Below are 15,212 nucleotides of genomic sequence, written 5' to 3'. Positions count from 1 at the left end.
GGTAAAATGATATGAAATTGCAAGGTAAAATAATTTTTAATGCAATGGTTTCTTTACTATTGTCTATGGGATTAATTGTGTATATTATCGTCCAATTAGCAGGCATGCAATCTAAAAATAAAGATATTGTTCCTGCTATGATGAACATTCAACAACTTAAAAGTTCAGTAATCCTAAGCCAACAAGCTTTAAATAATTATTCTTTCTCAATGTCAGAAAGTAATCGTGCGGAAGTTGAGAACCAACTACAGGCAATTGATCAAGAAATAAAAGCATTAAATAAAGGCTTAAAGCTAGACGACCAAAAGAGATTATTAAAAAGCATTAATAGTAAATATGAACAGTTAAAACAAAATTCTGAAACAGCAATGAATGACAAAAATAGTCCAGAGGTTAAACGTCAATCAATTAGAACACTAGGAATCTCAAATGATATTCATATGTTAGATATAGTTACGACTGAGCAATATGATACGTTAACAGCTGATCTAAGTGGAAAAATTCGATTTACATGGTTGTTAGCAGTCATTGGTGGTGCGACATTAACGATTGCTGCTGCTATTTTCAGTTATTGGATGGCACGACGCATTTCAAGTCCAATTAAGAAACTGAGTGGATTAGCAGAAGAAGTAGCAAATGGAAATCTTGCCGTAGAATTAAATGAAATAAATGGTAAAGATGAAATTACTGATTTAAATCATTCATTTAAGCGTATGATTGAAAATCTTCGTGGAATTGTTACATCTGTTGAGGATTCAGGTGTACGAGTAGATCAGTTAGCTAAAGAAATAGAATCAGATAATGATATGCTTACAGAAATTGTTAGTCAAATAGCTTCTTCGACAGAAGAGTTAACAATAGGAAGTCAAACGATTGCAGATGATCTTCAAACGACAGTTACGGTAGTAGAAGAAATGCAACGTAACTTTACCGCAACACTTAAAGGGACAAAGCTATCAGCTGAATATGGTGAGGAAGCAGTGTCGGCTATTCAAATTGGTAGCAATGCAATGAAGGATCAACAACAGGTCGTAAATGATAATCTAAAAGCAATGTCAGTAATTGAACAATCTGTACAAGAATTAGTAGAGTTTGCTTCAGAGATTACTGAAATGACGGGTATTGTATCGAATATTGCTAAACAAACAAATCTTTTAGCTTTAAATGCATCGATTGAAGCTGCTAGAGCAGGCGAAGCCGGAAAAGGCTTTGCAGTTGTTGCAGAAGAAGTAAAAAAATTAGCTGAGCAATCAACGTCAGCAACAATGAAAATATTTGATTCTGTTAGTCAAATTAAAGATGGTGTAAATAAGGTAAAAGATTCAGTGACTGAAGGACTTGAATTAGTTACTCGCCAAGAGGAAGCGATGGATATTACTGTTGAGTCGTTCCAGCTTAATAGTGAAAAGGTTCAACAAATTGCTGAGCAACTGGAATCTTTAAACAAAGATATGGAAGCTTCTCAAGAATTAAGTATTAGAGTTATGGAGTCTATTGAAAATATCAGTTCAATTACTGAAGAGTCTGCAGCTGGAAGTGAAGAAATCGCTGCTTCGACAGTTGAACAACAAAAGAACTTCTTAACTGCAAGTGAAAAAGTAAAAGCTTTAAGACAAATTGCTGATGAAATGAAAAAGCAATTAGAACAATTTAGACTAAGTTAATAGAGTTATAGCGAAAAAACTTCACTGGATTAAGTGAGGTTTTTTTATTGGACTGAAATACACTAGTTCTTAAACCATTTTGAAAAATCTATATAGCAGAGCCTGTTTGTTTTTCCTTATAATCAATTTTACTTTCGAATGTCTTTACAAAAAATAGGTAAATGGATTAGTAACAATGCCCAAGCATATTCCATATTTTGTTGTTGAGAGACTTGAAGATTTGGGATTTTTTACGCTAAATATTTATGTCCTTTTATCTGTCCACTTTTTATGTCTTTTTAATCTTGCTCTCAAGTGAATATAATTTTGGAGGTTTTTAAAATGAATGATTTTCAAAATGAACTACAAAGATTAAACCTTGGTGAATTTCAATCTAGTGAAGTAGTACCTTGGGATCAAAACCAATACTTGGCTCAGGCTCGTCAATGTGGTGGCTGTGGCCGTTGTTTTAGATGCTTTAGTTGTTTCTTTTGCTTCTTTTTTACTTGCTTTAATTGTTTTAACTGTTTTGGTTGTTCTCGTTGCGGTGGCTGTGGCGGTCATTGTGGTCGCTGCGGAGGTCATTAATCAATATTTTGTTTCAAAAAAAGTCCTACCCCCACGCGAGTTTTTGTGGGGGTTTTACTCTTTAAGATTAGACATAAGGGTTATGAAAAATACATAGTAATATGATGAAAGTAATAATACATTTTATGATTAACTCACTGATAAAAGGGGTGGGAATAGGTTGTCAAAATTGAATGCTTCTACACGTCTGAAAGTGAATCGAGATACTTTTTTTATACCTGATCAAAATGGTAGTGTGTATTTTCGCAACAATATCAGTTCATTTCAAATGGAAGGTAGTACTATTTTTCAATGGATTGAAAAACTCATACCCATGTTTAATGGAGAGCACTCTTTAGGGGAGTTAACCAACGGATTACCAGCACAATATCGGGATAGAGTGTACGAAATAGCAGAAATATTATACAAAAATGGGTTTGTTCGAGATGTTAGCAAAGATCACCCGCATCAATTAACAGAAAGTGTTCAAAAAATTTATGGATCTCAAATTGAATTTTTAAATAGTTTTGGAGAATCAGGTGCATATCGTTTTCAAATTTATCGCCAATCAAAAGTATTGGCAATTGGTACTGGAGCAATTTTAGTATCGTTAGTATCTGCATTACTCGAATCAGGTTTATCTAAGTTTCATTTATTAATTACTGATATTGAAAAAACGAATAAAAAACGTATCAATGAATTAATAAAAAATGCACGGAAACAAGATGTAGAAGTTGAGGTTAAGTTCATAAAGAGAAATCGCAAGCCCTGGAATAAATTAGTGGAATCTTATGATTCAATCGTCTATGTCACAGAAGAGAATCAAGTCGAGGAGATTCGATCGCTTAATACGATTTGTAAAGAGGAGAAGAAGAACTTTATCCCGGCACTTTGTTTACAACAAATTGCTTTAGCAGGACCATTAGTAAGTTTAGATTCTGAGGGCTGCTTTGAATCCGCGTGGAGGAGTATTCATCAAAACGAGCTGATCAATAAAGAAAAGTTACAACCGTTTTCTTCAGTAGCCTCAGCAATGTTGGCGAATGTAGTTGTATTTGAATTATTTAAAGAAATAACGAAAACGAATACATCGGAAAAGATGAATCAATTTTTCCTCATTAACCAAGAAACGTTAGAAGGTAACTGGCATACATTTTTGCCGCATCCTTTAGTAACTGATCGTGTGAAAGCGGAGATTATTCAAGACTTTGATCAAAGGGTTGAACAGAATAACAGTAAGAGTGGTAATCAAAGTAACTTATTCCTTTATTTTGGTGAATTAACATCAGAAACATCTGGGATTTTTCATACTTGGGATGAAGGTAATTTAAAGCAACTGCCATTAGCACAATGTCGTATTCAGGTTGTAAACCCACTTAATGAAGGTCCAGTAAGTCTCTTACCAAGTCGTATATGTACTGCATTAACACATGAGGAAGCTAGAAGAGAAGCTGCCTTAAACGGCATTGAGATGTATTCATTACAATTGGCTCGTGTTCTCGTTAAAAACAAAGTATCTATACCACCAAATATCGAAAATAGTTTAGTAGAAGAACAGGCATCTATTGGGATCGGAACTGGAGAAACTTTTGCTGAGTGTATTTGCCGTGGATTACAAAACTATTTATCTGAAGAGTTAAGTAACCAACAAATTAATTTTGCTAACCCTCTTACGCCATTAGAGCCTGGTGCCATTGAAGATAAACAATGTCAGTATTATTTAAAATCATTAAATATAATGCAGGGGAATCCTGTCACTGCATTGGAAAAGGATCGTTTTGGATTTCCCATCGTCTGGGTTTGTACAAATGATAAATGGTATCGAAGTGTAGGTCTAAATATAACATTAGCTTTACGAGAATCCTTAAAACAGGCATTAATGGAGTCACAAAATGATCAGATTGACCTGCCTTCTCATGCTATTAGTCATTCAACTTCCATCGTATTTGATGAAAATTCACAAAGCATGGTCATTCCAAAATGTGATGAAAAAGAGAAAACTGACCTACTGAAAAATGCTATGAAAATACTAAAAGAAAATAACAAACAGCTCATAGCCATTGACTTAAAAATTGATCTATTTAATACAGAGGAACTGTCAGGAGTATATGGTGTCTTGTTACGGGAGGTGTAATTAGTTGGTAACAACCGTAGTGATTATTGGAGAAGGCTTATTAACGAAATATGTACATGAAATACTTTCTAATAAATACGAGGTCATTCTTGCCTCAAAAGTAGAGGACAACATTCCTGAATCAGCTAGTTTAGTACTTTTATTGGATGATGCTTGGGATTCCTCTGTTCAGGAACAGGCAATTGAAAAACTACGATTCAGTAATATTCCGTGGCTACGAAGCTTTGTTTCATTTGGAGAAGGTGTAATCGGCCCTTTAGTTCGAAAAGGAAAAGATGGCTGCTTTAAATGTGCTGATTACCGTCGTCTGATGGGTGGTCGCGATCGAAGAGAAATGAGAGAAATAGAACAGACGTTAGCTAGAGATGGTGGGAATGAACAGGATGTATGGGCATCAAGGTTCGGACTTCTTCAAATGGCTTATTTAATTGGGGCTGAAGTGGAAAGACTGTTAGACGGGCAGGCAACTACCCTTGATAATCGAGTATTCTTGATGAATCTAAAAACAATGAAAAGCTCAAGTCACACATTTTTACCAAATCCGCTATGCCCTGTATGTGGGCAGTTAGCTGATGACTCCGCTACTTCTGCTCGTATTTCGTTAAAACCAAGCATGAAAATTAGCAATGGGAGTTTTCGTAGTCGTTCAATGGATGAATTAAAAAAAGTATTAGCGAAGGATTATTTGGATGAGCGAACTGGTTTACTAAATAACAAAATGTATGATTTATCACCTCCTTTTGCAGATGTAATTGTAAACCTGCCATTAATACAGGGAGATGAAGGAACTGCAGGCCGCACGCATTCATATGAAATAAGCGAATTAACGGCTATATTAGAAGGTTTGGAACGTTATTGTGGTTTGTCTCCTCGCGGTAAAAAAACTGTTGTTCACGACAGTTATCAAAACTTGAAAGATAGAGCTCTTAATCCTGAATCAGTAGGAATTCACTCGAAGGAACAGTATGATATGAATGGTTATCCGTTTAAACAGTTTGATCCGAAACGTTCAATGGATTGGGTTTGGGGCTATTCATTTTTGAAAGAAAAACCAATTCTTATTCCTGAATTACTTTCCTACTATAGTTTAGGATGTGGGCAGGGATATATATATGAAACTTCTAATGGTTGTGCATTAGGAGGAAGTTTAGAAGAGGCAATTTTTTACGGGATTTCAGAAGTGGTAGAGCGTGATTCATTTCTTTTAACGTGGTATGCAAAGATGGCTCTTCCACGTATTGATCCTTCTTCTGCAAATGATCAAGAACTAGATCTGATGGTCGAACGTATCCGTGCGGTCGGTGGATACGAACTACACTTATATAATTCAACGATGGAACATGGGATTCCAAGTATTGTAGCTATCGCAAAAAATAAAAAGGATCGTGGCTTGAATCTTATTTGTGCAGCCGGAGCTCATCTTGACCCTGTGAGGGCTGTAAAAAGCGCATTGCACGAATTGGCAGCTATGATGTTGACACTAGATCAAAAATTTGAGGAAAACCAAGATAAGTATATGCAAATGCTCCAAAACCCTGCACTTGTACAGCAGATGGATGATCATGGAATGTTGTATGGATTACCAAAAGCCGAGGAAAGACTAAACTTTTTATTGGAGGAAAATCGTCCTTTAAAAACATTTGCGGAAGAATTCAAGTGGGAAACTAAACACACTGATTTAACGGAAGATTTGAAGGAAATGCTTCAGAAGTTTCGCCAATTGAATCTAGACGTCATCGTAGTTGACCAAACTACACCCGAAATTAGAAAGAATGGCTTATATTGTGTGAAAGTACTAATTCCTGGAATGCTACCAATGACTTTCGGACATCATCTTACGCGAATTACAGGACTTGAAAGAGTGTTGAAAGTCCCTGTAAAAATGGGATATGCAAAGAAACCACTTACGTTAAAACAGCTAAATCCAAATCCACATCCGTTTCCATAGAAGGTGATGAGGGGGTAAATGATGAGTTTAGCGTCATTTCTATACAATCTACATTATGACATTGAAAAGGAGAGCCCGACAGAATGGGAAGTAGACTGGGAAGATGCCCCACTTACCTATAAGCTTTATAGAGATTTACCCACAGTTCCACTATGTCACAATATACCTTTACGTCTTGAAGGTCAGGAAATAATGACAAAACCTGAACTTTTAAAAATAGGACATTATCTATGGAATGTATACGGACTAACTCAAATTTGTCAGTCGACTTTAGCTTCAGGTTCTGATGAAGAAGTGGGTCTAATGCAGTCAAATAGAAGGTTTATTCCATCAGGTGGGGCACTATATCCAAACGAATTATATGTATATCTAAAGTGCGAGGATGTTGCTGCTGGTGTATACCATTATGACGTTGCAAGGCATCATTTGGTTTTGTTACGAGAAGGAAATTTTGATTCATTTCTCTCAAGCGCTTTAGGAAATAGATGTGATGTATCGAATTGCTTTGGTGCTATTTTTGTTTCGACTATGTTTTGGAAAAACTTCTTTAAATATCATAACTTTTCCTACCGTCTTCAAGGATTAGATGCGGGCGTACTAGTCGGACAAATTTTGGAAGTAGCCAAACGTTTTGGATTTTCTACGGGCGTATATTTTCAGTTTCTTGATCGAGCTCTCAATCATCTACTTGGGTTAAATGAAGAAGAAGAAAGTATTTACGGTGTTGTCCCACTTTCAATAGAAGCGTCAAACCTATTTTCAAACACAAATGCAGTAGAACCAATAAACACTGCTACTGAATTGTGTAAAGAGCTGCCAAGAATTGAGCATCGTTATTTTATTAAGTCGAAGAAAATTTTAGCGTTTCCTAAGCTAATTCAAGTCAATGAAGCTTCAATGATCGAATCGACGGAAATATTCCGACATATTGAAGAAAAGAAAAACATTCAAAAAGATAGTAAGCAATTTAATTTACCTAAAGTAGATAGGCTTTCCTATGATCTACTATTAATAAATAGAAAAAGATTTTCACCTGATATGGATTTTATCTCAAAAAAGGTAAGCAAAGTAGATCTGGCAACTATACTCCAGGAAGCGACAAAATCGTTCTCGTATTTAAATGATTTGGATCAAATAAATAGTCATAGTAGGTCTCGTCCATCATTGTACATGTGTTTAAATAATGTTGAGGATATCCCAAATGGTGCTTATTATTATGATGACCTAAATCATTCATTAACACAAATTCAACTTGGAGATTTTAGACCCCAATTACAAACTGGATTGTCTGGTACGAATGTAAATTTGTTCCAAGTACCAATCAGTTTACATGTAGTTGGAGATCAGAAACACTTTAATTCTTTACTTGGTTATAGAGGATATCGAATTCAGCATATGGAAGCAGGTATGATGGTCCAACGTTTATTACTTTCTTCTACTGCATTGGGTATGGGGGGACATCCACTTTTAGGATTTGATGCAAAATTATGTGATGAAATTTATAAATTAAGTGAAGAACAAAAAACGAGTTTGATTCAAATTCCAATCGGATATTACCGTAATCGTCCTAGTATACAAGGCGGATTGCATTCTTGACTTGTAAAATACATTTTGATTAATAAGTTAATGATTATTAAAAAAACACTTCTTTAGGTAAGTTCTAAAGAAGTGTTTTTTTATTTGGCTCTGTTACTATTAATTGTTGACTTTAGCTAAATACTTTAAGAGTTTGAAAATAGAATAGCCGTTTCGAGAGTAATTAAAATGGAAGGTGTGAAGACCCTATGGAAGATTCTAATTGGTGCTTATCTAATGTCTCAATAAAGCCTTGTTCCAAGATGGCCTGTCGTAACGCATGAATATCCACGTCGTATGGACCCGAGGCTCAAGTCGTTACGCCCCATGGAAAGCAAAGCACCAGGAATGGAAATCAACATTGATTTTAACAGTGCCTTTTGTTTATATGAGAGATAAGCAGATGAGAACAACTTGTAAAATATTTGTAACATGCGGTTAAATCATTGACTATGTAGAGCAGTTTAGATATTATCATGATGTTAAATCAACAAATTCCGACTAATTTTGTCATTAACGGATAGTAAATAATTGCATCATGAAATGGGATTATGGCTTAAAATCTAAGCTTCGACTATATGGAGGAAACTAAATTGTCTATCGTAAGAAAACATCGTAGAAGAAAAAACAGAACAACTATTTTAGCTTTATCAATTACAACTGTGCTTTTAGTTGGAACAGCAACTGTAATAAATAGTCATAAGAACGAAAAAACTATGGTCATTAAGAAAAATACCCATGTAAAAACTGACATTGTAAAAAATAATGATACTCTCTCTTTTCCAGATTATGATCAAACTTCACAAAAAGATGATTCTGGATTATTAGAAGTATTAAATATTGATTCAAATCTTGTACTAGTTAATAAAAATAGAAAATTACCAGATGGCTATGAACCTGAAGACTTAGTATATCCATCAATTCCTTTAAACGGTGCAGTAAAAGAAAAAACTAGAATGAGAAGTGAAGCTGCAAAGGCATTGGAAAATCTTTTTGCTGGAGCATTAGCCGATGGAAATACGTTAACAGCTGTTTCTGGTTATCGTTCTTATGACCGACAAGTCTCTTTATATAATCAATATCTTGAAACTCGCGGAGAAGAATGGACAAAAGCATACAGTGCTTTTCCTGGAACGAGTGAACATCAAACAGGACTAGCTATGGATGTTTCTTCACCATCCTTTGGTAATGCTTTAGAAGTAGAGTTTGCTGAAACAAAAGAAGGAAAATGGTTAGCTGAGCATGCACACGAGTATGGATTTATTATTCGTTATCCTGAAAACAAACAAGATACAACAGAGTACCATTATGAGCCATGGCATATAAGATACGTTGGTGTAGATTACGCAAATTATTTATATACGAAGGATCTTGCTCTTGAAGAAGCAATGCCTTCTGAAAAGTAAAATAAAATAAATCAGGCATGTCACACAATTATGAGTGACATGCCTTTTATTTTTAAACATTAATTAATAATTGAGCAAGTTGTAAAGCTTCATTATTAAGATTCATCTTGGAGTAATAGTTGAAAAGTTCCCTTTTTGAACGCTGTATCAAATACATAAAACCAAACTGTTCAAACATAGGTAAAGCTTCTATTTTTAAGTATTGGTGATATTCATGTTCCTTGTTTTCAATTAATAAGATTTGCAGATTAAACAGATGGATATAAAGTATTTCATTTTTATGTACTGCTTTTTCTATTCCTTCTTTTACTAAATGTAATAATTCATTTTGGGAGAGTAAATTCCCATAAAATGAGCTTCGAATATAGCCTTCTAATGATAGTAGATATTTACTTGATTCAGAATCCTTTAATGTCATCGATTGCAAATAATACTTACTAGATAAATCATATTTCTTTCTTCTAAAATACTCATAGGCTAAATTATGGCATACTCTTGCTTTGCGCTCAGGTGAACTACATAAATCACAACTTTGAATTAAACTTTCAAATCCTTTGATTGTTTCATTGAAGTTTTCATCATCTTTTATTTGAATTAACATGAGCATCTCGGTATCAATTGCTCTAAGATAGTTATTATGTTCTTTGAAAAATTGAAGTGCTTTTTCAGCGTAAAAATAAGACATAACAGGTAATTCAAGTGAATGATAGGCTGCCGCAAGATGGTAATAATATTCTTTATTATTGTACTCTGTTTCTTTAATAGATTTTAAAACTTGAATTGCTTTTAAATTTTCATGTTTTGCTAAATAATATATACCCAATACATGCTTTAATAGACTCGATTCATTAGACGATAGTTTTTGTTCATTTTTTTGTATGTCAGTAATAATTTGATAGGATTCATCTACTGCCTGATGCATTAATAAATATCTAGCACGGAGTAACTGATAGAGATGAATATAATTAGAGATTTGAATGAGATCTTCTTGTTCGAGCTCATTATGTATCAAATCCATTTCTTCAAATAACTCCTTAATAATCACATCTTGCCACTGTTCTAAGCGCTTTTTAATATTTTTAAGTTTCAAGATTTCACTATCAATGTTAATACTAAGACGCTCTGCTAACAGAGTGATAATTTCAGGTGCGTACTCAGTTTGTAATCGTTCAATTTTACTAATATGTGTACCAGAACAAATCCCTTTACCTAACTGTTCTTGGGTCATTTGAAATTTCTCACGATAAAACTTTATGATTTTCCCCTCATACATCATAAATTTCTCCTTTTAGAAAAACTTTATTTTTAAGTTCGAGTAATAGAAAACCAAGATTCCCCCCAGTTTAAGATGATAATCCCTAATATTTTTTATCTTTTATCGTTCGATAGTAATTTACGAATAAAAGAGGCTACAATTATCTGTATCAATTGTCCTGATTTGACAAATCTCATGTTGGAGACTTGTCGAAAAAAGGGTTTAATTTAGAAAAACTTATTCAGTAATTCCCCCAATTTACGGTAATGAAAAGCTAAAGTACAATTTGATTGTAGAGTTTTCAAATTATTCGTAATTTAATTTTACACTATTAATGTACAAGTAGGGAATGAGATATCATCAGGTATTTTTAACCATTTAATAGGTTTAGACTATTAAACTATTTTACTGGTATATACTTGTTTGCTTAGTTCGCGGTTTGCAATTTTTAGCTTAAAAAAGTAAGTAGAAGGAGCGGTTGTTGATGTTTACTAGAAGGAAAAAAATATTGAATGTAATGGTCACAAGTGTACTAGCTACAAGTTTTATCGCGTCTTACGTAATGCCTCAACAAAAATCATATGCAATATCAAATTCCGCAGAATCAATCTTAAAAGAATTAACAGAAGAGCAAAGACAATCTATTAAGAGATTAACTCCACAAGAAGGCTTTATTATCGATCCTAGTTTATTATCATTAAAGGATAAGACTGCGAATGTTATTGTTGAACTTAAAACTTCAACAATTGAAGAGACTCAATCAAGATCGAAAAGTTCAGCAAAGGATAAAAAACAAAAGATTCGAGGAGAACAAGAATTTTTTAAGCAGCGTTTAACAGAGCTTTTCAATGAGAAGGCATCAAAGCAAAAATTGAACAAGACATTCGACCAACAAGCGTCTCAATTTAATATTAAACAAACATATGAAAATGTATTTAATGGAATGGCAATGACAATTCCAACGAATGAAATTAATACACTTCTTCAAACAGGTGTTGTTAAACGAATTTGGAAGGATAATGAAGTTCGTTTGCCTAAAAATGAGTTATCTACACTAGATAAATCAGCTGGAAAAACAATACCACCAGCGCTTCCACATATAGGAGTAGATCGATTACACAATGAAGATCTAAAAGGACAAGGTATAAAAGTAGGTGTTCTTGATACTGGAATTGACTATAATCATCCCGATTTAAAAGATGTATATAAGGGTGGATATGATTTTGTTGATGACGATGCTGATCCAATGGAATCAACTCCCGCAGATCAAAAAGCATCAGGAATGCCCGAATCTATAGATGGAACTTCGTTTGTAACTGAACATGGAACACATGTTGCAGGTACAATCGCATCCAACCCTAAAAATGACGTAGAATATGCAATGACAGGTGTTGCTCCAAATGTAGATTTGTATGCATATCGCGTATTAGGTCCTTATGGATCAGGTTCTGATTCAGGGGTAATTGCAGGTATTGAGAGAGCTGTTGAAGATGGTATGGATGTTATTAATCTATCTTTAGGTAATAGTAGTAATCATTCCTTAAGTGCTACTTCTGTAGCAATAAATAATGCGGCATTACAAGGTGTAGTACCAGTAGTTGCTGGAGGAAACGCCGGTCCAAATCCTGGTACGCTAGGATCACCAGGAGCTTCTCCACTAGCAATCACTGTTGGTGCAAGTGATGTGCCAACTGATATTCCTACGGTAACTACTAGCATAGGAGATATTTCTGTACCAAATACGCTAATGGGACATGGTCTTGGTAAAGATTATTTAAATATTATTGATAAGGATTATGAAGTTGTAGAAGTTGGAATTGGAACTGAAGAGAATTATACAAATAAAGATGTAAATGGAAAAGTGGCCTTAATTGCTCGTGGTGATCTATCGTTTGATGAAAAAATTAGACGAGCTCACGAAAAAGGAGCAGTAGCTGTATTAATTTACAACAATGTCGATGGAGACATTCCATATTTCTTAGGTGAAAACTTTGGGTATGTTCCAACATTTAAAATGTTACAGGAAGATGGAACGAAAATTCTAGATCGTTTAAAAACGAATCCAACGGAAACTATTAAACTATCAGACTTCCAATCCAATATGACTACTGGCGATGTGTTAGCTGATTTTAGTTCTCGTGGACCAGTGAGTAACAACTTTGATATTAAGCCAGATGTAGTGGCACCAGGTGTATCTACGTTATCAACTGTGCCTGAATTTATTAATAGCCCTGAAGAAGGAACTGACTATTCAAGTGGATATGCTAGTTTAAGTGGTACTTCAATGGCTACACCACATGTAGCAGGAGTAGCTGCGTTATTATTACAATCTCATCCAGGTTATACTGTAGCTGATGTAAAAGCGGCTCTTATGAATACGGCAGACCCATTACAAGGAAGAATTTACAATGTAAATGAAGTTGGGGCAGGACGCGTAGATGCTTATGAAGCAGTTCATAATACTACATTAGTTGAAGTGCAAAACAAAACGATCACACTAGATCAAGATGGTTTTAAAAAGGAAATCGCTGATATCTCTGGTTCTCTACCTTTCGGGAGTATTGCACAATCTAGTGAAGACCAAAAAAGAACAACATCGATTAGTATTAAAAATCTAAGTGGTCAAAAGGAAACATATCATTCAAGGGTAGAATTTTTAACAATTGATGGTGTATCAAAAGATGCTAGAAAAAGTGGCGTTACATTAGAATTACCATCTACGATTGAAGTAAATGGAAATGAAAGTGTAAATGTTGATGCTAATTTAACAATTCCAAATAATGCTGAGTTCGGTATTTATCAAGGATATATTCATATTGAAAATGAATCAAAAACGGCGGAGTACCAAATACCTTTCCATGTACGCTATTCAACTAGTGGATTTGAAAAAGTAGAATTTTACAAACATGCTATAACAAATGATTTAAGTAACTATCATCCATATATTGAACCATTTACATCTGCAACTTTTAAATTAAATAGTCAAATGAAATCTATGGATGTGATCGTTAGCGATTTAAACGGAAAACCTATTGGATATTATGGAACGTTTACTGATATGGAAGATCTAAGTGTTGATACCGAATACTTTATATTTTTTGCTTTCTCTGGTACAGCAAAGTTGTTTACAGGTGATCCAAGTAATCCATTATCTCGTGAATACGAATTACTTAAAGAAGGAAAATATATTATTTCGTATATTGGTACAGGGGTAGACGGAAAAACGTATAAAGTCGATAATGATATGGTAATCGACAATACAGCTCCAAAGGTTACATTTGATAAGAAAACAGGAATTAATGAAATTAGTGATGCGGATTTAACAACGGAAAATAATCCAATGGATGGCAAGGATTATCATGCATATTGGGTACATGGTAATGTTTATGATGATACGATTGATTATCTAAAGAGTAGAGGACATGACATCACGCAAGAAGCAAATAAAGTATATGCTTACCAAGATTCATTTTGGCCAACTGCAGAATTTTTCCCGACTGCTAATGGCGACTTTAAATTTGGGGTATTACCAGAAGAATATGCAAATTATCCGACGAGTATAAGAATGTATACTTATGATCACGCGACTGCAGGGAATCCGACTTTCCCAGAGTTTACGATTATTAATAAAGGTGATAAGTATGCAACATTTAATACAACTACAAAAGGCGTAAGTCTTGGTTCTGAGTTTATTAATACGTTTAAGGTAAATAATGCAAAAGATTTAACAAGTGCTAGTCTTACGGCCGATATTCCAACTTATTATAAAGTTGAAGATGTTAAAGTGTCGAAACAATTAGAAGATTTAGCTAAGAAAAACAACTGGACTATTCGTGTTTCTAAGCCAGAAATAGTTGCAAACACATGGTCAAATATATCAACTTTCGGTGTAGATATTTCTGATAAAAAGACTAAATTACCGGTTTCAATTAATGGTGATATTAATTTATTAGATATTAATTTAAAAGTAATTGATGATCATAATTATTTTGTAGAAAGTGGATTCTTTTCTCAAGAATCATCGTATCTAACAAATAGTGGTACGAAGTTTACATTACCAACTTATGCTGATAAATTTAAATTCATCTCTCAGCACTCAATGTTAGAAGGTTACTACCATGGTGAAGCTGTAAACTTAGATAATTATGATATGGATTATTCAAAGATTGGTACAAAAGTTTATGTTGTTGATAAAAAAGGCAAGAAATATAATGCTTCAATTATTGATAGCGGTTGGTTGACGATTACTGAAATTCCTGCAGTTGCAGATGATTATACTTTAGTAGTCGATATTCCTGGCCATTTCCTATACACTAAAAAAATCAAAATAAGTAAAACAATTGATGGAAAAGTACAAGGTATGTACTATGACATGTACATGGACACTACTGCTGCTGGTGATGTAAACAGAGATAATGTAATCGATATTTATGATGCAAAGTTAGTTGCAAATAGTGCAGGTGAAACAGGAGTTAACCTAAAAGAGGACCTTAATAAAGATGGAGTAGTGGATATTGTAGACTTCAACTACGTAGAAAAGAATTTCATGTCGATCAATCCATATTTCCCAACATCAAACAAACCAGTGGAAAAAGCAGGTAAATTAACGTTAGAAGAATTGAAGAAAATGTTTAATTAAGAAAAAGGGTGCCTTTCAACTAGAAAGGCACCCTTTTTGTAGACA

The 15,212-nt window shown here is 34.1% G+C and carries 8 protein-coding genes; 7 read left to right on the top strand and 1 reads right to left on the bottom strand.

The annotated features are described in order from the left end of the window. The first annotated feature begins 11 nt into the window (after window positions 1-11). From ABID96_RS18935 to ABID96_RS18910, 6 genes are all read left to right on the top strand, one after another. On the top strand, window positions 12-1,664 hold the full coding sequence (locus tag ABID96_RS18935) for a methyl-accepting chemotaxis protein (protein WP_192603762.1): 1,653 nt from the start codon (window positions 12-14) through the stop codon (window positions 1,662-1,664). Window positions 1,665-1,985: 321 nt separating this feature from the next. Beyond that, window positions 1,986-2,231 carry a heterocycloanthracin/sonorensin family bacteriocin gene (locus tag ABID96_RS18930; protein WP_192603763.1) on the top strand — a complete coding sequence of 82 codons (246 nt, stop codon included), beginning with the start codon at window positions 1,986-1,988 and terminating at the stop codon, window positions 2,229-2,231. A gap of 160 nt (window positions 2,232-2,391) precedes the next feature. Further along, entirely contained in the window at window positions 2,392-4,344 is a 1,953-nt protein-coding gene (locus tag ABID96_RS18925; protein ID WP_192603764.1) for a putative thiazole-containing bacteriocin maturation protein, read from the top strand. Window positions 4,345-4,348: 4 nt separating this feature from the next. Further along, the gene (locus ABID96_RS18920) at window positions 4,349-6,292 is read left to right on the top strand and encodes a TOMM precursor leader peptide-binding protein (RefSeq protein WP_192603765.1); all 1,944 of its coding nucleotides are present in this window, start codon (window positions 4,349-4,351) and stop codon (window positions 6,290-6,292) included. A 21-nt stretch (window positions 6,293-6,313) separates the two neighbouring features. Next, window positions 6,314-7,888, top strand: coding sequence for a SagB/ThcOx family dehydrogenase (locus ABID96_RS18915; RefSeq protein WP_192603766.1), 1,575 nt, complete (start codon window positions 6,314-6,316; stop codon window positions 7,886-7,888). A gap of 572 nt (window positions 7,889-8,460) precedes the next feature. Continuing rightward, complete coding sequence (locus tag ABID96_RS18910; RefSeq protein WP_377897000.1) at window positions 8,461-9,273, top strand: M15 family metallopeptidase; 813 nt, start codon at window positions 8,461-8,463, stop codon at window positions 9,271-9,273. 52 nt (window positions 9,274-9,325) lie between these two features. On the opposite strand, the gene ABID96_RS18905 is transcribed toward ABID96_RS18910, so the two are convergent. Further along, window positions 9,326-10,546: a helix-turn-helix domain-containing protein gene (locus tag ABID96_RS18905; RefSeq protein WP_192603767.1), complete on the bottom strand. Its 1,221-nt coding sequence runs from the start codon at window positions 10,544-10,546 to the stop codon at window positions 9,326-9,328. A 466-nt stretch (window positions 10,547-11,012) separates the two neighbouring features. On the opposite strand from ABID96_RS18905, the gene ABID96_RS18900 reads away from it, so the two are divergent. Then, the gene (locus ABID96_RS18900) at window positions 11,013-15,167 is read left to right on the top strand and encodes a S8 family serine peptidase (RefSeq protein WP_192603768.1); all 4,155 of its coding nucleotides are present in this window, start codon (window positions 11,013-11,015) and stop codon (window positions 15,165-15,167) included. Window positions 15,168-15,212: the final 45 nt, after the last annotated feature.

Origin of the sequence: Gottfriedia sp. OAE603, assembly GCF_040543965.1 — a bacterium.
Taxonomy (GTDB): domain Bacteria; phylum Bacillota; class Bacilli; order Bacillales; family Bacillaceae_G; genus Gottfriedia; species Gottfriedia solisilvae.
This window is presented reverse-complemented; position numbering and strand designations above follow the sequence as displayed.

Bases quoted from the DNA above. Each gene is read 5' to 3' on its own strand.
- ABID96_RS18935 (WP_192603762.1), top strand. From the start codon at position 12: ATGAAATTGCAAGGTAAAATAATTTTTAATGCAATGGTTTCTTTACTA.
- ABID96_RS18930 (WP_192603763.1), top strand. From the start codon at position 1,986: ATGAATGATTTTCAAAATGAACTACAAAGATTAAACCTTGGTGAATTT.
- ABID96_RS18915 (WP_192603766.1), top strand. From the start codon at position 6,314: ATGAGTTTAGCGTCATTTCTATACAATCTACATTATGACATTGAAAAG.
- ABID96_RS18905 (WP_192603767.1), bottom strand. From the start codon at position 10,546: ATGTATGAGGGGAAAATCATAAAGTTTTATCGTGAGAAATTTCAAATG.
- ABID96_RS18900 (WP_192603768.1), top strand. From the start codon at position 11,013: ATGTTTACTAGAAGGAAAAAAATATTGAATGTAATGGTCACAAGTGTA.